This is a genomic window from Pseudomonas sp. MF6751 (assembly GCF_016613265.1).
In the GTDB taxonomy this organism is placed as follows: Bacteria; Pseudomonadota; Gammaproteobacteria; order Pseudomonadales; family Pseudomonadaceae; genus Aquipseudomonas; species Aquipseudomonas fluorescens_BV.
The window spans coordinates 1-18,078 of sequence record NZ_JAENSV010000002.1 but is presented as its reverse complement, the minus strand read 5'-3'; the positions used below and the strand labels follow the sequence as shown (position 1 = coordinate 18,078).

19 protein-coding genes are annotated in these 18,078 nt (G+C 59.4%); 14 read left to right on the top strand and 5 right to left on the bottom strand.

Annotated elements, in window-relative coordinates:
• Positions 1-93: 93 nt before the first annotated feature.
• Together JJD66_RS01920 and sfsA are read left to right on the top strand one after the other, a co-directional pair.
• On the top strand, positions 94-1,266 hold the full coding sequence (locus JJD66_RS01920) for a pyridoxal phosphate-dependent aminotransferase (protein WP_200647496.1): 1,173 nt from the start codon (positions 94-96) through the stop codon (positions 1,264-1,266).
• Positions 1,266-1,979, top strand: coding sequence for a DNA/RNA nuclease SfsA (gene sfsA, locus JJD66_RS01915; RefSeq protein WP_014719939.1), 714 nt, complete (start codon positions 1,266-1,268; stop codon positions 1,977-1,979). Before JJD66_RS01920 ends, sfsA begins: the two co-directional genes overlap by 1 nt.
• On the opposite strand, the gene JJD66_RS01910 is transcribed toward sfsA, so the two are convergent.
• Positions 1,976-2,293: a Rieske (2Fe-2S) protein gene (locus tag JJD66_RS01910; RefSeq protein WP_105228494.1), complete on the bottom strand. Its 318-nt coding sequence runs from the start codon at positions 2,291-2,293 to the stop codon at positions 1,976-1,978. The two genes, sfsA and JJD66_RS01910, sit on opposite strands and share 4 nt — an antisense overlap.
• Before the next feature lie 156 nt (positions 2,294-2,449).
• On the opposite strand from JJD66_RS01910, the gene JJD66_RS01905 reads away from it, so the two are divergent.
• From JJD66_RS01905 to JJD66_RS01895, 3 genes are read left to right on the top strand one after another with little or no spacing between them, the layout of a single operon-like run.
• Positions 2,450-3,328 (top strand): heme/hemin ABC transporter substrate-binding protein, encoded by an 879-nt coding sequence (locus JJD66_RS01905; RefSeq protein ID WP_105228492.1) that lies wholly within the window; start codon positions 2,450-2,452, stop codon positions 3,326-3,328.
• Positions 3,325-4,362: a FecCD family ABC transporter permease gene (locus tag JJD66_RS01900; RefSeq protein WP_105228490.1), complete on the top strand. Its 1,038-nt coding sequence runs from the start codon at positions 3,325-3,327 to the stop codon at positions 4,360-4,362. Before JJD66_RS01905 ends, JJD66_RS01900 begins: the two co-directional genes overlap by 4 nt.
• Positions 4,362-5,129, top strand: coding sequence for a heme ABC transporter ATP-binding protein (locus JJD66_RS01895; protein WP_200647495.1), 768 nt, complete (start codon positions 4,362-4,364; stop codon positions 5,127-5,129). Before JJD66_RS01900 ends, JJD66_RS01895 begins: the two co-directional genes overlap by 1 nt.
• 243 nt (positions 5,130-5,372) lie before the next feature.
• Here JJD66_RS01895 and JJD66_RS01890 read toward each other — a convergent pair whose 3' ends face one another.
• From JJD66_RS01890 to JJD66_RS01880, 3 genes are all read right to left on the bottom strand, one after another.
• The gene (locus JJD66_RS01890) at positions 5,373-5,645 is read right to left on the bottom strand and encodes a TfoX/Sxy family protein (protein WP_003194139.1); all 273 of its coding nucleotides are present in this window, start codon (positions 5,643-5,645) and stop codon (positions 5,373-5,375) included.
• A 204-nt stretch (positions 5,646-5,849) separates the two neighbouring features.
• Positions 5,850-6,194, bottom strand: coding sequence for a pentapeptide repeat-containing protein (locus JJD66_RS01885; RefSeq protein ID WP_198715320.1), 345 nt, complete (start codon positions 6,192-6,194; stop codon positions 5,850-5,852).
• Between the two features lie 92 nt (positions 6,195-6,286).
• Complete coding sequence (locus JJD66_RS01880) at positions 6,287-7,843, bottom strand: bifunctional aminoglycoside phosphotransferase/ATP-binding protein (RefSeq protein ID WP_200647494.1); 1,557 nt, start codon at positions 7,841-7,843, stop codon at positions 6,287-6,289.
• Positions 7,844-7,961: 118 nt separating this feature from the next.
• Between JJD66_RS01880 and mrcB the strand changes: the two genes are divergently transcribed.
• The 9 genes from mrcB (at position 7,962) to msrQ (ending at position 17,779) form a co-directional block, all read left to right on the top strand.
• Positions 7,962-10,286, top strand: coding sequence for a penicillin-binding protein 1B (mrcB, locus tag JJD66_RS01875; RefSeq protein ID WP_105228482.1), 2,325 nt, complete (start codon positions 7,962-7,964; stop codon positions 10,284-10,286).
• A gap of 16 nt (positions 10,287-10,302) precedes the next feature.
• Positions 10,303-11,037, top strand: coding sequence for a tetratricopeptide repeat protein (locus tag JJD66_RS01870; RefSeq protein WP_105228480.1), 735 nt, complete (start codon positions 10,303-10,305; stop codon positions 11,035-11,037).
• Entirely contained in the window at positions 11,037-11,366 is a 330-nt protein-coding gene (locus JJD66_RS01865; RefSeq protein WP_057975454.1) for a YqcC family protein, read from the top strand. The genes JJD66_RS01870 and JJD66_RS01865 overlap by 1 nt, the downstream gene beginning before the upstream one ends.
• 432 nt (positions 11,367-11,798) lie before the next feature.
• Entirely contained in the window at positions 11,799-13,523 is a 1,725-nt protein-coding gene (locus JJD66_RS01860) for an acetolactate synthase 3 large subunit (protein WP_014719928.1), read from the top strand.
• A 2-nt stretch (positions 13,524-13,525) separates the two neighbouring features.
• Positions 13,526-14,017, top strand: a complete 492-nt coding sequence (gene ilvN, locus JJD66_RS01855) for an acetolactate synthase small subunit (RefSeq protein WP_003176102.1) — start codon at positions 13,526-13,528, stop codon at positions 14,015-14,017.
• A gap of 46 nt (positions 14,018-14,063) precedes the next feature.
• The gene (gene ilvC / locus JJD66_RS01850; protein ID WP_003194132.1) at positions 14,064-15,080 is read left to right on the top strand and encodes a ketol-acid reductoisomerase; all 1,017 of its coding nucleotides are present in this window, start codon (positions 14,064-14,066) and stop codon (positions 15,078-15,080) included.
• 144 nt (positions 15,081-15,224) lie between these two features.
• Entirely contained in the window at positions 15,225-16,082 is an 858-nt protein-coding gene (gene pssA, locus JJD66_RS01845; protein ID WP_014719927.1) for a CDP-diacylglycerol--serine O-phosphatidyltransferase, read from the top strand.
• Positions 16,083-16,145: 63 nt separating this feature from the next.
• The gene (gene msrP, locus JJD66_RS01840) at positions 16,146-17,159 is read left to right on the top strand and encodes a protein-methionine-sulfoxide reductase catalytic subunit MsrP (protein ID WP_200647493.1); all 1,014 of its coding nucleotides are present in this window, start codon (positions 16,146-16,148) and stop codon (positions 17,157-17,159) included.
• The gene (msrQ, locus tag JJD66_RS01835) at positions 17,159-17,779 is read left to right on the top strand and encodes a protein-methionine-sulfoxide reductase heme-binding subunit MsrQ (protein WP_200647492.1); all 621 of its coding nucleotides are present in this window, start codon (positions 17,159-17,161) and stop codon (positions 17,777-17,779) included. Before msrP ends, msrQ begins: the two co-directional genes overlap by 1 nt.
• A 28-nt stretch (positions 17,780-17,807) precedes the next feature.
• Here the strand turns inward: msrQ and JJD66_RS27955 are convergent.
• Positions 17,808-18,078: hypothetical protein (locus JJD66_RS27955; RefSeq protein WP_234452144.1), on the bottom strand; the 271-nt coding region annotated here is incomplete at its 5' end.

Here is an 18,078-nt window from a genome sequence, read left to right as displayed (position 1 = left end):
GTGCACTTGCAGCCCCAATCAGGCAATAGAGCATGTTTTACCGTGAGGGTTCGGTAGAATCCAGATTTTGTCCTCACCGTCTAAGGAAGGCTAATGGCTCAGCCCTACAGTGCGCGTAGTCGCGCCATCGAACCTTTTCATGTCATGGCGTTACTGGCGCGTGCCAATGAGCTGCAGGCCGCCGGTCACGACGTGATCCACCTGGAAATCGGCGAGCCGGACTTCACCACCGCCGAACCGATCATCCAGGCCGGCCAAGCGGCGTTGGCAAACGGTAAGACGCGCTACACCGCCGCCCGCGGCTTGCCGGAGTTGCGCGAAGCCATCAGTGGTTTCTACCAGCAACGCTACGGTTTGAGCATCGACCCGCAGCGCATTCTGATCACCCCCGGTGGCTCCGGCGCGTTATTGCTGACCAGCAGTTTGCTGGTGGATCCGGGTAAGCACTGGCTGCTTGCGGACCCAGGCTACCCCTGCAACCGGCACTTCCTGCGCCTTGTGGAAGGCGCGGCGCAGTTGGTGCCGGTCGGCCCAGACGTACGCTACCAGTTGACCGCCGATCTGGTGGCCAGGCATTGGGACCAGGACAGTGTCGGCGCACTGGTGGCGTCGCCCGCCAACCCCACCGGCACGATCCTCACCCGGGACGAGTTGGCTGGGCTGTCGAGCGCCATCAAGGCGCGCAACGGTCACTTGGTGGTCGACGAGATTTATCACGGCCTCACCTACGGCACCGACGCCGCCAGCGTGCTGGAAGTTGATGATGACGCCTTTGTCCTGAATAGTTTTTCGAAGTATTTCGGCATGACCGGCTGGCGCCTCGGTTGGCTGGTGGCGCCCCCTGAGGCGGTGGGTGAACTGGAAAAATTGGCCCAGAACCTCTACATCAGTGCGCCAAGCATGGCACAACATGCCGCCTTGGCTTGTTTCACCCCGCAAACCCTGGAGATTCTGGAGCAGCGCCGTGCCGAATTTGGTCGCCGCCGTGACTTCCTGCTGCCGGCTCTGCGTGAGCTGGGGTTCGGTATCGCCGTGGAGCCCGAAGGAGCCTTTTATCTGTATGCCGATATCAGCGCGTTCGGCGGCGATGCCTTCGCGTTTTGCCGTCATTTCCTCAAAACCGAGCATGTGGCCTTTACGCCCGGGTTGGATTTCGGCCGCTACCAGGCGGGGCACCATGTGCGTTTTGCCTACACGCAAAACCTCGATCGGCTGCAAGAAGCGGTGGAGCGGATTGCCCGTGGTTTGCGGAGTTGGCAAGCCTGATGCGTTTTAATCCTCCTCTTGAAGAAGGGCGGCTGATCCGCCGCTACAAGCGCTTTCTCACCGATATCGAAACCGTTACCGGCGAGTTGCTCACCATTCACTGCCCTAACACCGGTTCGATGCTCAACTGCATGGTCGAAGGTGGCCAGGTCTGGTTCAGCCGTTCTACGGATCCCAAGCGCAAGCTGCCGGGCACGTGGGAAATTGCCGAAACGCCCCAGGGCCGGCTGGCGTGCGTCAACACCGCGCGTGCCAACCAGTTGGTGGAAGAAGCCTTGCTGGCCGGTGTGATCACTGAGCTCAACGGCTTTACTGCGTTGAAGCGTGAGGTGCCTTATGGCCAGGAGAAAAGCCGCATCGACTTTCGCCTGGATTACCCCCAGGGCGCTGCGTTTGTCGAGGTCAAAAGCGTCACCCTGGGCTTTGATGGCAGCTCAGTGGCGGCTTTCCCCGACGCGGTGACGCAGCGCGGTGCCAAGCACTTGCGTGAGCTGGCCCACCTGGCGCGCGACGGTATACGGGCGGTGCAGCTGTATTGCGTGAACCTGTCGGGGATCGACGCGGTGCGTCCGGCGGTGGAAATCGACGCCGGTTATGCGGCGGCGCTACGTGAGGCCAAGGCCGCAGGTGTAGAGGTGCTGGCCTACGGCGTACGCGTCACGCCTCAGGAGATTTACGTCGAGCGTCGGCTGAAGGTGCTGCTGGGCGATTAGAGATCGACCCACAATCCCTGTTCGTCTTCACGGCCGGGCAGGGCAGTGAGGTGTTGGCCTGCGCAGGGCCCGGCGATGCACTCGCCGCTTTCAATCAGAAACAATGCGCCATGGGTGGCGCATTGGATCAGGCTGGCGCTGTCGTCGAGGAAGCGATCAGGTTGCCATTCCAGCGGGATGCCACGATGGGGGCAGCGGTTGAGATAGAAGTACGCAATGCCGTCCCGACGCACCGCCAACAGCCTGTTGCCATCGATATCAAAACCGCGGCTGCTGTTGGGGGCGAGGTCGCCTGAGGTGCAGAGAAACTTCATTTCAATCCTTAAGTGCCTTGACGTTCAAATGCAAACAATTATCAAATGCCCGCTTCGCCCGTCAGTTGACTGGGTGCTCAATACGATGCCTGGCAGGGGTTATCTGTCACATCAATGAGTGCTTGAGTGGCCCTGCCCTAGGAAGGAAACCCTGTTATGCGCCTGAGTACCAGCGCTATTGCGCTTGTTGCCTCACTGCTGGTCAACCCTGGGGCGCACGCCTCTGAACTGCCGCAACGCTGGGTGAGTGCCGGTGGGGCGCTGTCGGAGTGGGTGACGGCCCTGGGCGGTGAATCGAAGTTGGTGGGAGTGGATACCACCAGTCAGCATCCCGCCTCGCTCAAGGCCTTGCCAAGCATTGGTTACCAGCGGCAGTTGTCGGCCGAAGGCATTCTCAGCCTGCGCCCGCAAATCCTTGTGGGCACGGAGGAAATGGGGCCACCGCCGGTGCTGGCGCAGATTCGCAGTGCCGGGGTGCAGGTGGATATGTTCTCGGCCCAGCCGGATTTGCCCACGCTCAAAGGCAACCTTGCACACTTGGGGAAACTGCTCGGCAGTGAGGCCCAGGCTAATGCCTTGTTTGCCGGGTATGAGCAGGCGCTGGCACAGCAAAAAAATTGGGTGGCCAAGGCCCAGGCCACACAAAAAGCTCCAGGCGTGCTGTTGCTGCTCGGCCATGCCGGTGGCAAGCCGCTGATCGCGGGTAAGGACACGGCTGCTGACTGGATGTTGCAGCAGGCTGGGGGGCGTAATCTCGCCACGCATGTGGGCTACAAGCCGTTTTCCGTCGAATCGCTGGCGGGGTTGAGCCCTGAGGTGCTGGTATTTGCCGATCGCGCCTTGACCGGTGACGCGGCGCGCGCAGCCTTGTTCAAGGAAAATCCGATCCTTGCCTCTACGCCGGCAGCCAAGAGTGGCCGTGTCTTCGAACTGGATCCGACCTTGCTGGTAGGCGGCCTTGGGCCCCGACTGCCGCAAAGCCTGGAGAAACTGTCTGCCGGTTTTTATCCGTCCCAGCCTAAGCCTGCTCCATGACCACTCTGGTTAAGCCAAAAACGCTGTTTATCGGGCTGTCGCTGCTGTGTGTATTGGCGATCTGGCTCTCATTGGCACTGGGGCCCGTCAGCCTGCCGTTAGTGGACACGCTCAGGGCTGCGTTAAGGCTGATGGGCGTACCGATTGAGGCCCAGGGGTTGGAGCAGGCCGAGTTGATCCTGGGGCAGATTCGCCTGCCGCGAACCCTGTTGGGGCTGGCGGTCGGCGGTGTGCTGGCGTTGTCGGGCGTGGCGATGCAGGGGTTGTTCCGCAACCCGCTGGCCGACCCTGGCTTGGTCGGCGTGTCCAGCGGCGCAGCGCTGGGTGCGGCGGTGGCGATTGTCGGTGGTTCGTTCTTTGGCGGGCTGCCGGATGCCTTCGGGCCGTATCTGTTGTCGCTGTGCGCATTTCTCGGTGGCCTGGGCGTCACGGCACTGGTCTATCGCCTGGGGCGTCGCAATGGCCAGACCAATGTCGCGACGATGTTGCTTGCCGGTATCGCGCTGACGGCCCTGGCCAGTTCAACCGTGGGCCTGTTTACCTATCTGGCAGACGATGCCACCTTGCGCACCCTGACGTTCTGGAACCTGGGCAGCCTCAATGGCGCAAGTTATTCGCGGTTGTGGCCCTTGCTGCTGGTGAGTGCGGGCGTGGCGCTATGGCTGCCGCGCCGGGCCAAGGCGCTGAACGCGCTGCTGTTGGGAGAGTCCGAGGCCAACCATCTGGGTATTGATGTTGAGGGGCTCAAGCGCGAGTTGGTGTTCTGTACAGCCCTGGGCGTTGGCGCCGCAGTGGCAGCGGCGGGCATGATTGGTTTTGTCGGTTTGGTGGTACCACATCTGGTGCGGCTGCTGGCGGGGCCGGATCATCGGGTATTGTTACCGGCCTCGGTGTTGGCGGGCGCGAGCCTGCTGTTGTTTGCGGACCTGGTGGCGCGCCTGGCGTTGGCGCCGGCGGAACTGCCGATCGGTATTGTCACTGCGTTTATCGGTGCGCCGTTTTTCCTCTATTTATTGTTACGAGGGCGCGCCTGATGTTGCGGGTAGAAGCGTTGCAGATCCGGCGCGGTGGTAAGACTGTGCTGGCCGATGTCACCTTGGACCTATTGCCGGGCGAAGTGCTGGGCGTGCTGGGCCCCAATGGCGCCGGCAAAAGTACCTTGCTTGGGGCGCTGTGCGGGGAGTTGCAGCCGGATCAGGGCAAGGTCTGGCTGGATCAGCAGGTGCTCAAGCACATGACCGGTGTGCAGCGTGCCCAGCGCCTGGCGGTGCTGCCGCAATCCTCCACCCTGGACTTTGCCTTTCGTGTCGAAGAGGTGGTGGGCATGGGCCGCTTGCCTCATCAGACCGGGCGAGTGCGCGACGACGAAATCATCAACGCCGCGCTGCAGGCTGCTGATGTAGGCCACCTGAGTGGCCGCAGTTACCTGGCTTTGTCGGGTGGCGAGCGGCAGCGTGTGCACCTGGCACGGGTATTGGCGCAGTTATGGCCGGGTGAGGCAGGGCAGACGTTGCTGCTGGATGAGCCCACATCAATGCTCGACCCTCTGCACCAACACACTACCTTGCAAGCTATCCGACATTTTGCCGACAGAGGCGCTGCGGTGCTGGTCATCCTGCATGACTTGAACCTGGCGGCGCGCTACTGCGACCGGATCCTGTTGCTGGAAAACGGCCACCCCCACGCGTTGGATACGCCCTCTAAAGTCCTGCAACCAGAGCCACTGAAGGCTGTATTCGGTCTGGATGTATTGGTACAGCCGCATCCGGAGCGTGGGCATCCGTTGATCATTGCGCGTTAAGGCCGGTTAATTCGCGGGCAAAAAAAGACCCGGCAAGAGCCGGGTCAAATAACCGTGATTAGCCTGATGAGGAGATAATCTGAGAGTCCGAACCAATGGTCTTTCAGTTATCGGCTGATCTCGCGACCAGTTGTGATAATCATAACGATTCTCATTTGAGAGTCAACATTTGTTTTTCTGCGTCATCCAGTTTTCTCAAACGCGCGTTTGTAATGCCCATCAACACTGGGTTTGAGCGCCACTCTAGTTCTTCTGATGCACTGAGATCGCTTCCAACTGACGGTTCAATGCCTCCTTGCGCTCCGTGGGTATGTCGTTCCAGTGCACATCCATCAATGCCCCTTCAATGGCATACAGCAGAACCTTCGAAGCTCGAAACCCGCGCGTGCGCACGGCTCGGTAGGCATCGACCGCCCCTAGCCGACGCAAGTCGGACGCGCTGTGGATGCCCACCGCATGCAGCCACTGTGCTGACGTCTTGCCAAGGTTTTTCAGGTGTTGCAGCTCATCGTTCATCAAGCCTCCTTGCGTTGGCCGAATGGTGCGGTGGGTGTCGTGACCAGGCAGCCTGAAAATGAGTGTAGCGCTCAGTAGGAAAAGCGTGGTTCTTTGGTCAGAAAGGGCTGAAAAGCTTATAAGGATGGCGCGACGACGCTTGCTTGCAGGCAGGCGCAAAGTGCCCGGCAGGCAGGGAGGCTGGCCGGAACTCAGTATGTGGGGTTACTTGGTGCGGTAGCGCAGGCGAGTACCGAAATTGACCGACATGAGTATTTCGTCAGCCGTGAGTTCGGGCGGGAAATAAGCCCCCGAAATCTGCGCATGGGCCAGGCTGGCGCCTTCCAGTGAGCAGCCACGCAAGTCCAGGCCGCGCAGGTCGGCAGAGCGAAAATAGGCGTCGGTGAAGTCAATACCGGTGGCGTTCAGGTCGCGCAGGTCCAGCCCTCGAAAGTCGCCACCGCGCATATCGATGGAGCCATTTTCAGGGCGCTCCTGGTTGAAGCCGCGAATGTCGTCCTTGTGCAGAAGGGCGTAGAGCGGGGTATCAAGAAGCTTTGGCTGACTCATGATCGCGACTCTGGTTGGCGTTATGGAGCCAGTATAGTGCCGCTATCGCTGGGTCGCGCGCCGAAGACGACGACGCGACCAAGAAATATTTCTTACAGGCCCGGCAGGTGCTGACGGATATGCCCGACCAACGCGTCGAGCGTCCCGCTTTCATTGGTCTCCACACGCTTGCTGAGCAGCAGCTCCTCGGCAGTCAGCGGATCACGACTGGCTTGTTGTTCTTCGATAACGACCAGTGTGGCGTCAGACGGATCGTTTTTATCCGCCTGACGTTGTGCCAGCCAACTGGTGATAACGGCTTGCGGGGCGTTGCAGTCGAGGATCAGGAACGGCGCGCCAGTGGCTTCGGCAACCTGGGCGGCGGCGTCACGCTGTGCGCGTTTCAGGAAAGTGGCATCCAGCACCACCGGGTAGCCGGCGCGCAGCACGGTGTCGGCAATCTCGTTCAGACGTGTGTAGGTGGCAGCGCTGGCGTCCTGATTGTAGATACCGGCCTGCAGGGTGTTCTCTATCTGTTGTTCGCCAAACAGGCGCTTGCGCTCTACATCCGAACGCAGGCGCACCGCGCCCAGGGCTTCGACCAGGCGCATGGCCACATGGCTCTTGCCCACCGCTGAAACGCCATGGGTGATTGCCAGGAAGCGCGAGGGGATGGTGCTGTAGCTTTCCGCCAGGTTGGCGTAGTTGCGGTACTGGCGCAGGGTGTTAGCGCGTTGCACCGGGTTGGCTTCGCTCGGCATGCTGAACAGCGCAACCTTGGCGCGCACCAATGCACGGTAGGCTTTATAGAAGTTCAGGAGTTCCAGGCCCTGGTAGTCTCCGGTCAATTCCAGGTACTGGCTTATGAAGCGCCGTGCCAGGCATTTCAGGCCGCGATCTTCCAGGTCCATCGCCAAAAAAGCGGTGTCGGCGTACACGTCGGTAAAGCGGAAAGGCTCGTTGAACTCGATGCAGTCGAAGATCACCACGCGGCCATCGATCAGCGTGGCGTTGCCCAGGTGAATGTCGCCGTGGCATTCGCGGGTATAGCCATCGAGCTTGCGCTGCGCAAGCAAAGGCTTGAGGCGTTCGAAGCTGCTTTCAGCCCAGGCTTGCAGAGCCTCCAACTGAGTCAGGTCGGCCTTGTCGCTGAGGAACGGGCGGATCTGGTCAAAGTTCTGGCGTACCGGAGCCATCACCTCTTCCGGCGTGCCGGCGGGGTGATCTTGCGGGACTTTGGGGGCGTTGAGGTGGAACTGGGCGATCTGCTTGGCCATCTCATCGATGTGCGCGCTGGTCAGTTCGCCGTTGGCTTGCAGGGTGCTGAGCATCTGGCTTTGCGGGAACTGGCGCATTTTCAGCGCGTACTCGATGGCCGGGCCGTCGCCACCCAGTTGCGGCGCCTCGGCAGTGCCGGTAATCGGCAACACTTCAAGATACAAATCTTCGGTCAGGCGCTGGTTGAGGCGCAGTTCCTCGCGGCAGAAATGTCCACGATCATCCAGGTGGGTGAAGTCCAGGAAGCCGAAGTTCATCGGTTTCTTCAGCTTATAAGCGTAGGGCCCCGTCAGTATCACCCAGGAAATATGGGTCTCGATGACTTGAAACGCTTCAACCGGATGAGGGTACAAGGCCGGGTTTTGCAGGGCAGCGATCAGGGTCTGGCTCACGGGCGATCCTTCAAAGTCTGGGGAAAATCATGGGGGGCATTATGGCTGCTGATGCCAGTCGTGCAAACCGCTGTCCGGCTCATGTTGATCATCAATAAAGTGCGTATAATCCGCCGCCATGACTCGAACCCGATCTCCCCGTTCCCGTAAAAAACCTCCTTCCCGCGGCCCGCGCCCTTGGCTGGGCTGGGTGATCAAGCTTGGCCTGGTGGGCCTTGTGGCGGTCGCCGGCCTTGCGGTGTACCTCGATGCCGTGGTGCAGGAAAAATTCTCCGGCAAGCGCTGGACGATTCCGGCCAAGGTGTATGCACGCCCGCTGGAGCTGTTCTCTGGCCAGAAGCTGAGCAAGGAAGACTTCCTTACCGAGCTCGATGCGCTGGGCTACCGCCGCGAACCCGTGAGCAATGGCCCTGGCGCTGCGGCGGTCAGCGGTAATACCGTCGACCTGAACACCCGTGGCTTCCAGTTCTACGAAGGCCTGGAAAAAGCCCAGCCGGTGCGCGTGCGTTTCTCTGGCGACTATGTGGCTGAGCTGTCGTCGCTCAATGGCTCCAAGCTGCCGGTGGTGCGTCTTGAACCGTTGCTGATCGGCGGTATTTATCCGAAGAATCTTGAAGATCGCATCCTGATCAAGCTCGATCAGGTGCCGCCGTATCTGCTGGAAACCCTGGTCGCTGTCGAAGACCGCGATTTCTATAGCCACTGGGGTGTGTCGCCGAAGTCGATCGCCCGTGCTATCTGGGTCAACACCTCCGGCGGCAAGATGACCCAGGGCGGCAGTACGCTGACGCAGCAACTGGTCAAGAACTTCTACCTGACCAACGAACGCAGCCTGACCCGTAAACTCACCGAAGCCATGATGGCGATGTTGCTGGAGCTGCATTACAGCAAGCAGGAAATCCTCGAGGCTTACCTCAACGAGGTATTCGTCGGTCAGGATGGCCAGCGCGCCGTGCACGGTTTTGGCCTGGCCAGCCAGTTCTTCTTCGGGCAGCCGTTGTCTGAGTTGAAATTGCATCAGGTCGCGTTGCTGGTGGGGATGGTCAAGGGGCCGTCCTATTACAACCCGCGCCGCAACCCGGAGCGTGCGCTTGAACGGCGCAACCTGGTGCTCGATGTATTGGAGCAGCAGGGTGTCGCCACCGCTGAGCAAGTTGCCGCTGCCAAGAAAATGCCACTGGGTGTGACAACCCGCGGCAAGCTGGCGGATAGCTCATTCCCGGGCTTTATCGACCTGGTCAAGCGCCAACTGCGCGAAGACTACCGCGACGAAGACTTGACCGAAGAAGGGCTGCGGATCTTCACCAGCTTCGACCCCATCCTGCAGATGAAGGCCGAAGCGTCGGTCAACGACACCTTCAAGCGCCTGACTGGCCGTAAGGGCTCGGATGAAGTCGAGGCCGCCATGGTCGTGACCAACCCGGAAACCGGGGAGGTCCAGGCCATGATCGGCAGCCGCCAGGCCAGTTTCGCCGGCTTCAACCGCGCACTGGATGCCGTGCGGCCGATTGGCTCGCTGGTCAAGCCTGCGGTTTATCTCACTGCACTGGAAAAACCCAGCAAGTACACGCTGACCAGTTGGCTGTCCGATGACCCGCTGTCGATCAAAGGCGCGGATGGCCAGGTATGGACGCCCAAGAACTTCGACCGCCGTTCCCATGGCACGGTGTTCCTGTATCAAGGATTGGCGCATTCCTACAACATCTCGACCTCGCGTCTGGGGCTTGAAGTGGGTGTGCCGAACGTGCTGAAGACTCTGGCGCGACTGGGAGTCGAGCGTGAATTCCCGGCGTTCCCGTCCATGCTCCTGGGCGCTGCGGCCATGACGCCGATGGAAGTGACCACCATGTACCAGACCCTGGCCAATGGTGGCTTCAATACGCCGATGCGCGGTATTCGCAGTGTGCTGACCGCCGATGGCGAACCGCTCAAGCGTTACCCGTTCCAGATTCAGCAGCGCTTCGACGCGGGCTCCATCTACCTGATCCAGAACGCCATGCAGCGCGTGATGCGCGAGGGTACGGGGCGTTCGGTCTACAGCGTGCTGCCGTCGAACCTGACCCTGGCGGGCAAGACCGGTACCAGTAACGACTCCCGCGACAGCTGGTTCGCAGGTTTCGGCCAGGATGTACTGGCCGTGGTATGGCTGGGGCGCGACGACAATGGCAAGACGCCGTTCACCGGTGCCACCGGCGCGCTGCAGGTATGGACCAGTTTCATGCGCAAGGCTGATCCGTTACCGCTCAACATGCCGCAGCCGGACAATATTGTGCAGGCCTGGATTGATCCGCACACCGGCCAAGGCTCCGATGCCAACTGTCCGGGCGCGGTGCAGATGCCGTATATTCGCGGCAGCGAACCACCACCCGGCCCTGCGTGCGGTGGCAGTGCCCCTGCTGACGCGGATTCGGTGATGGATTGGGTCAAGGGCTGGATGAATTAAGCAAAGAGGGTTTCAAGTGAACAAGTTGTGGATTCCAGCGATTGCGGCTCTGGCTTTGCTCGGCGGTTGCTCCAGCGTGCAGCGCGGCTCTATACCCGTGGTGGACGCGAGCACGTCCGTCTCCAACAACGACCGCATTTCGGCCAATGGCGGCTTCCGTCAGACCGTGGTCAAACGGCCTGCCCAGGCTGCAACCCAGGCAATTCCCCAGGATTCCGGCGTCGTAGTGATGGTGCCCGGCAGTGGGGCTGCAACCTCGGCGCCTATCAGTGCCGAGCCATGGACGCCAGGCCCGAGCACTTCCGGGCCGGTGAACTCCACGCCGATTCAAACTGCGCCGGTCAACCAGGGCACCTACAACATGCCTTCGACGCCGAGCGGTATTCCGCCATCGTCCAATGCGGGCGGGTTATCGGCGGACGAACAACTCGATGGCCCGGTGCTGGCGTTGCTCACCACCGCTCAGCAGCAGCAGGCGGGTGGCGATTTGAATGGCGCCTCGTCGAGCCTTGAACGTGCCCAGCGCGTGGCGCCGCGTGAGCCACAAGTGCTCTATCGCCTGGCCCAGGTGCGCATGGCCCAGGGCGATGCGCCCCAGGCGGAGCAATTCGCTCGCCGTGGCCTGAGCCTGGCCAATGGGCGCCCAGACCTGCAAGCCAGCCTGTGGGCCTTGATCGGTGATGCACGTGCCGCCCAGGGCGATGCCGCAGGTGCCGCCCAGGCGCGGCAAAAAGCCAAGGTCAGCCTCTGATGGATGCGCGTTTTCCCGCGATTGCCGAGCAGTTATTGCTGATCGAGCGCGAACTGCGCGTGCAGGGCTGGTGGGATGAAGTATCCCCCAGTGTTGAAGCCCTCAGCAGTGTCGAACCCTTTTCTGTCGATACTCTGGACTTCCACCAGTGGCTGCAGTGGATCTTCCTCGCGCGTATGAAGCAGATCCTGGAACAGGACCTGCCCTTGCCGAATGCGTCGGGGATCCTGGAAATGGCCGAGATGGTCTACGCCGACCGGCCGCGGGAGAGCCTCGGCTTGCGTAACGCGCTGAAAAAGTTCGATCAATTGATCGCCGACGCTCGTTAATTGCCTGACTGCCGGTTTTTCCGGCAGTCTTGCGCACATTTCTACCGCTTGACGACATTCAGGCGAGTTTTATCCCTCCTCAAAGCCCTTTCTTCTGCGTTCTCATGCGCTTAGTTGGAAAAAAGCGCAATTATTGCTTGACTTGAAGGGCGTGAAACAGAAGAATCCAAAGTCCGCTGTATCGGGACTGCCAGAAGCAGGCCCGCTCAGCAGATCATGAGGCGCACATCCGCGCCGACCTGTAACACCCGCAACGCGTTACCTCGCGCTGGGTGGGAAAAGCCCGCAACACTTGGGACGATCCCAATACTTGCTCAGTCAGTGCTGACGTAGTCGGCGACCACCGTCGCTCATGCTCTGTTGAGAAGTAAACCTATTAAGACCCGTCGGTTTTTTAACGGACGGTATTCTGGCGTTTTAGAGGTGAACAACGTGGAGCTTTTATCTGGCGGTGAGATGCTCGTCCGCTTTTTGCGTGACGAAGGCGTCGACTATATCTACGGGTACCCAGGTGGTGCTCTGCTGCATGTCTACGACGCACTGTTCAAGGAACCGGCTGTTACCCACATCCTGGTTCGCCACGAACAGGCCGCGACCCATATGGCTGACGGTTACGCCCGTGCCACCGGTAAAGCCGGCGTGGTACTGGTAACGTCCGGCCCAGGCGCAACCAATGCCATTACCGGCATCGCGACTGCGTATATGGACTCCATCCCGATGGTGATCATCTCTGGCCAGGTGCCTAGCACCATGGTCGGCACCGACGCTTTCCAGGAAACCGACATGATCGGTATCTCCCGGCCGATCGTGAAACACAGCTTCATGATCAAGCACGCGTCGGAAATCCCGGAAGTCATGAAAAAGGCGTTCTACCTCGCACAGTCCGGTCGCCCGGGCCCTGTGGTGGTCGATATCCCGAAAGACATGACCAACCCGGCCGAAAAATTCGAATACGTTTTTCCCAAGAAAGCCAAGCTGCGTTCCTACAGTCCGGCCGTCCGTGGGCACTCGGGGCAGATCCGCAAGGCGGCAGAAATGCTCCTGGCGGCCAAGCGCCCCGTGTTGTACTCCGGCGGTGGCGTGATTCTGGGCGGCGGTTCCGCGCCACTCACCGAGCTGGCCAAGCTGCTCAACCTGCCGGTGACCAACACCCTGATGGGCCTCGGCGCATTCCCGGGTTCGGACCGTCAGTTTGTCGGCATGCTCGGCATGCACGGCAGCTACACCGCCAACCTCACCATGCACCACGCCGATGTGATCCTGGCCGTGGGCGCGCGGTTCGATGACCGAGTGATCAACGGCGCGAGCAAATTCTGCCCGAATGCCAAGATCATCCACATCGACATCGACCCGGCGTCCATCTCCAAAACCATCAAGGCCGATGTGCCAATCGTGGGGCCTGTAGAAAGTGTACTGACCGAAATGGTCGCTGCACTCAAGGACATCGGCGAAACGCCGAACAAGGAGTCCGTTGCCAGCTGGTGGAAGCAGATCGACGAATGGCGCGGTGATCGCGGCCTGTTCCCTTATGACAAGGGCGACGGCAGCATCATCAAGCCACAAACCGTGATCGAAACCCTGTGCGAAGTGACCAAGGGCGACGCCTTTGTGACCTCCGACGTGGGCCAGCACCAGATGTTCGCGGCGCAGTACTACAAGTTCGACAAACCTAACCGCTGGATCAACTCCGGTGGCCTGGGCACGATGGGCTTTGGTTTCCCTGCGGCCATGGGTGTGAAACTGAGTTTCCCGGATGCCGACGTTGCTTGCGTCACTGGCGAAGGCAGCATCCAGATGAACATCCAGGAACTGTCGACGTGCCTGCAATACGGTCTTCCAGTGAAGATCGTTTGCTTGAACAACGGCGTGCTCGGCATGGTTCGTCAATGGCAGGACATGAGCTACGGTAGCCGTCACTCCCATTCCTACATGGAATCGTTGCCGGACTTCATCAAGTTGGTTGAAGCCTATGGCCACGTCGGCATTCGCATCACTGATTTGAAAGATCTGAAGCCGAAGATGGAAGAAGCGTTCGCCATGAAGGACCGCCTGGTGTTCATCGATATTCAGGTGGATACCAGCGAGCACGTCTACCCGATGCAGATCAAAGACGGCTCTATGCGCGACATGTGGCTGAACAAGACGGAGCGTACTTAATCATGCGGCATATTATCTCCCTGCTTCTGGAGAACGAACCCGGCGCTCTGTCTCGTGTTGTCGGCCTGTTTTCGCAACGCAACTACAACATCGAAAGCCTGACCGTGGCCCCGACCGAAGACCCGACCCTGTCGCGCCTGACGTTGACCACCGTAGGCCACGATGAGGTGATCGAGCAGATCACCAAGAACCTCAACAAGCTGATCGAAGTGGTCAAGCTGGTCGACCTGTCGGAAAGCGCTCACATCGAGCGCGAACTGATGCTGGTCAAGGTCAAGGCCACGGGTGCCCAACGCGCCGAGATCAAACGCACTACCGATATTTATCGCGGGCAGATCGTCGATGTGAGCGCCAGCGTTTATACCGTTCAACTGACCGGTACCAGCGACAAACTGGACAGCTTCATCCAGTCGATCGGGACGGCCTCGATTCTGGAAACCGTACGCAGTGGTGTCACCGGGATTGCCCGTGGCGACAAAGTACTCAGCATCTAACCCAATTAGCGAATGGCCTTACGGCCTGGATATATAGAGGAACCTCATGAAAGTTTATTACGATAAAGATTGTGACCTGTCGATCATCCAGGGCAAGAAAGTCGCCATCATCGGCTACGGTTCCCAGGGCCACGCCCAAGCGTGCAACCTGAAAGATTCCGGCGTGGACGTGACTGTTGGCCTGCGTAAAGGCTCGGCCACTGTCGCCAAGGCTGAAGCCCATGGCCTGAAAGTGACTGACGTTGCTTCTGCTGTCGCGGCTGCCGACCTGGTCATGATTCTGACCCCGGACGAGTTCCAGTCTTCGCTGTACAAGAACGAAATCGAGCCGAACATCAAGAAGGGCGCCACCCTGGCCTTTTCCCACGGCTTCGCAATTCACTACAACCAGGTTGTGCCACGCGCTGACCTCGACGTGATCATGATCGCGCCGAAAGCACCGGGCCACACTGTGCGTTCCGAGTTCGTCAAAGGCGGCGGTATCCCTGACCTGATCGCGATCTACCAGGATGCGTCGGGCAATGCCAAGAACGTTGCACTGTCCTACGCTGCTGGCGTGGGTGGCGGTCGTACCGGCATCATCGAAACCACCTTCAAGGACGAGACCGAAACCGACCTGTTCGGTGAGCAAGCCGTTCTGTGCGGCGGTACCGTTGAGCTGGTAAAAGCTGGTTTCGAAACCCTGGTTGAAGCTGGCTACGCGCCGGAAATGGCCTACTTCGAATGCCTGCACGAACTCAAGCTGATCGTTGACCTCATGTACGAAGGCGGCATCGCCAACATGAACTACTCGATCTCCAACAACGCCGAATACGGCGAGTACGTGACCGGCCCTGAAGTGATCAACGCCGAGTCCCGCCAGGCCATGCGCAACGCCCTGAAACGTATTCAGGACGGCGAATACGCCAAAATGTTCATCAGCGAAGGCGCTACCGGCTACCCTTCGATGACCGCCAAGCGTCGTAACAACGCCGCTCACGGTATCGAAGTCATCGGCGAGCAACTGCGCTCCATGATGCCGTGGATCGGTGCCAACAAGATCGTCGACAAAGCCAAGAACTAAGTCGTACGCATCAAGGGAAAACGCGGCTTAGGCCGCGTTTTTTCGTTTGAGGGGTTGGTTCTGGTATAAAGCTGCATCGTTTGCAGGCGAACACTCGCTGCAAGTATCTGTCGAATTTTTTCACACCGTTGCAAGGTAAAGTCCATGAGCGAACGTCCCGAAGAGCCAAACCAGGCTTCCGACGCCGAAAGCATGCTGCCGATCGATGAACATGTCGAAGAAGGGCATGACGCCGAAGGCCGCAAGGTCCGGCATCGTGGCATCTATCTGCTGCCCAACCTGTTCACCACGGCGAATCTGTTCGCCGGCTTCTACTCCATCATCAACTCCATGAGTGCCCAGAGCGCGCTGGCGGCGGGTGATGCGGCGAGTGCCAGCAAATACTTTGGCTTTGCTGCTATCGCAATTTTCGTGGCCATGGTGCTCGACGGCTTGGATGGTCGCGTGGCGCGTATGACCAATACTCAAAGTGCTTTTGGCGCCGAGTACGACTCGTTGTCGGACATGGTTGCCTTTGGTGTTGCCCCCGCACTGCTGGCGTTTGCCTGGGCATTGGGTGACATGGGCAAGGTCGGCTGGATGGTTGCCTTCATCTATGTCGCGGGTGCCGCTTTGCGCCTGGCGCGCTTCAACACCCAGGTAGGGACTGCCGACAAGCGCTACTTCATCGGCCTTGCCAGCCCGGCAGCGGCGGGTGTTGTCGCGGGGATTGTCTGGGCGTTCAGTGACTACGGGATTCAGGGATCGAAGATGTCGTTCTTGGTTGCCCTGATGGTGGCAGCGGCCGGCATGCTGATGGTCAGCAACATCAAGTACAACAGCTTCAAGGAATTTGACCTCAAGGGGCGCGTGCCTTTCGTGGCCATCCTTGTGGTGGTACTGGTGTTCGCGGTCGTGTTCAGTGATCCGCCGCGTATCCTGCTGCTGGCGTTTCTGGCCTACGCGGCTTCGGGTCCGATTCAGTACTTGTTGCGTCTGCGTCGGGACAAAACATTGTCTTAATGTAATTTCCCCCATACTCCGCAGTCTATTGGTGCATCAGTTCTCCAACGCTGCGGAGTTACCATGTTAATCAAATTACCCAAAGCGTCCGATTGTCACGAATCGGATGTCACGCCTGAATCCTTCTATCTCTCTCGCCGCAGCCTGCTCGGTGGTGCGCTTGCCGGTATTGCCGCCAGCAGCTTGCCGCGTTGGGCCAGTGCGAGCGATGCTTCGCGGTATGCCGATGTCGAGCCGGGCAGCGCGCCCAGCTGGTTTACGGAAAAACTTCCGAATACGAAGTGGCAAGCGGTGACGGTCAAAGATGAGGCCATCACGCCATTCAAGGACGCAACTCACTACAACAACTTCTATGAGTTCGGGACAGGCAAGGGCGACCCGGCAACGAATGCGGGCTCGCTCAAGACGCAGCCCTGGAGTGTGGTGATTGATGGTGAAGTCGCAAAACCTGGGCGCTATGCCCTGGAGGACTTCATGAAACCTTATGCGCTGGAAGAGCGCATCTACCGCCTGCGTTGCGTCGAGGCATGGTCCATGGTGATTCCGTGGATAGGCTTTCCCATCTCGGCGTTGCTCAAGCAGGTCGAGCCAACCTCCAAAGCCAAGTACATCCGTTTTGAAACCCTCCAGGATCCCAAGAGCATGCCTGGGCAACGCTCAAGTTTCGGCTTGATCGACTGGCCTTATGTGGAAGGGCTGCGCCTGGATGAGGCGATGAATCCGTTGGCGATCCTCGCCGTGGGCATGTACGGACGGGAGTTGCCTAACCAGAACGGCGCACCGTTGCGCTTGGTGGTGCCGTGGAAGTATGGCTTCAAGAGTGTGAAGTCCATCGTACGTATCAGCCTGGTCAGTGAGCAGCCGAAAACAACCTGGCAGAGTATTGCTGCCGATGAGTATGGGTTTTATGCGAATGTGAATCCTACGGTCGATCACCCGCGCTGGACCCAGGCGCGGGAGCGCCGCCTGCCGAGCGGCCTGTTTAGTCCGAATGTGCGCGAGACGCAGATGTTCAATGGCTATTCGGATGAGGTCGCTTCTTTATATACAGGCCTCGATCTGCGGAAGAACTACTGATGCGCTATCCCATCTGGCGCACCGGCGTGTTTGTAGCCGCAGCAGTGTGGCCATTGCTCTGGCTGTATGAAGCGTGGAGTTCTGCGCTGGGGCCTGATCCAGGTAAGGTGCTCGTTGATCGCCTGGGTTTGGGGACGCTCATTTTATTGCTGATCACACTTGCTATGACGCCGCTGCAGAAGTTGAGCGGGTGGGCGGGGTGGATAGCGGTGCGGCGACAGTTGGGGCTGTGGTGCTTTGCTTATGTTGTGCTGCACCTGGCGGCCTATTGTGTGTTTGTCCTGGGGCTGGATTGGTCGCAGCTCGGCGTAGAGTTGAGCAAGCGGCCCTACATCATTGTGGGTGCGCTGGGGTTTGTTGCTCTCCTTATGTTGGCCGTTACGTCGAACCGCTATAGCCAGCGTCGGTTGGGGAGTCGATGGAAGAAGCTGCATCGTCTGGTCTATGTGATTCTTGGGCTCGGTTTGCTGCACATGCTATGGATAGTGCGGGCGGATCTGAAGGAGTGGGCCATCTATGCTTCTATAGGTGCGCTACTTCTGTTGATGCGGGTGCCGCCGGTAATGCGTCGAATCCCTCGCCTTATTGCTAAAAAAGCGCCTTCTGCCACAAAAGCGTAATTAAGCCTTGACGGCAGATTCTGGAAGCCTATAATTCGCCCCACTTCCGGCGCAGTCGAAACGGAAAACTCCTTGGTAAACAATGAGTTATGCGGTTTTCGGCAGCAAGTTGCTTCAGTTCATCGAAGCCAGAAGGAAGTTGAAAAAGAGGTGTTGACAGCAGCGTGTAACGCTGTAGAATTCGCCTCCCGCTTACGAGAGATCGCAAGCGCAAGTGGTTGAAGTTGTTGAAGAAATCTTCGAAAACTTCTGAAAATAACCACTTGACAGCAAGTGAGGCTGCTGTAGAATGCGCGCCT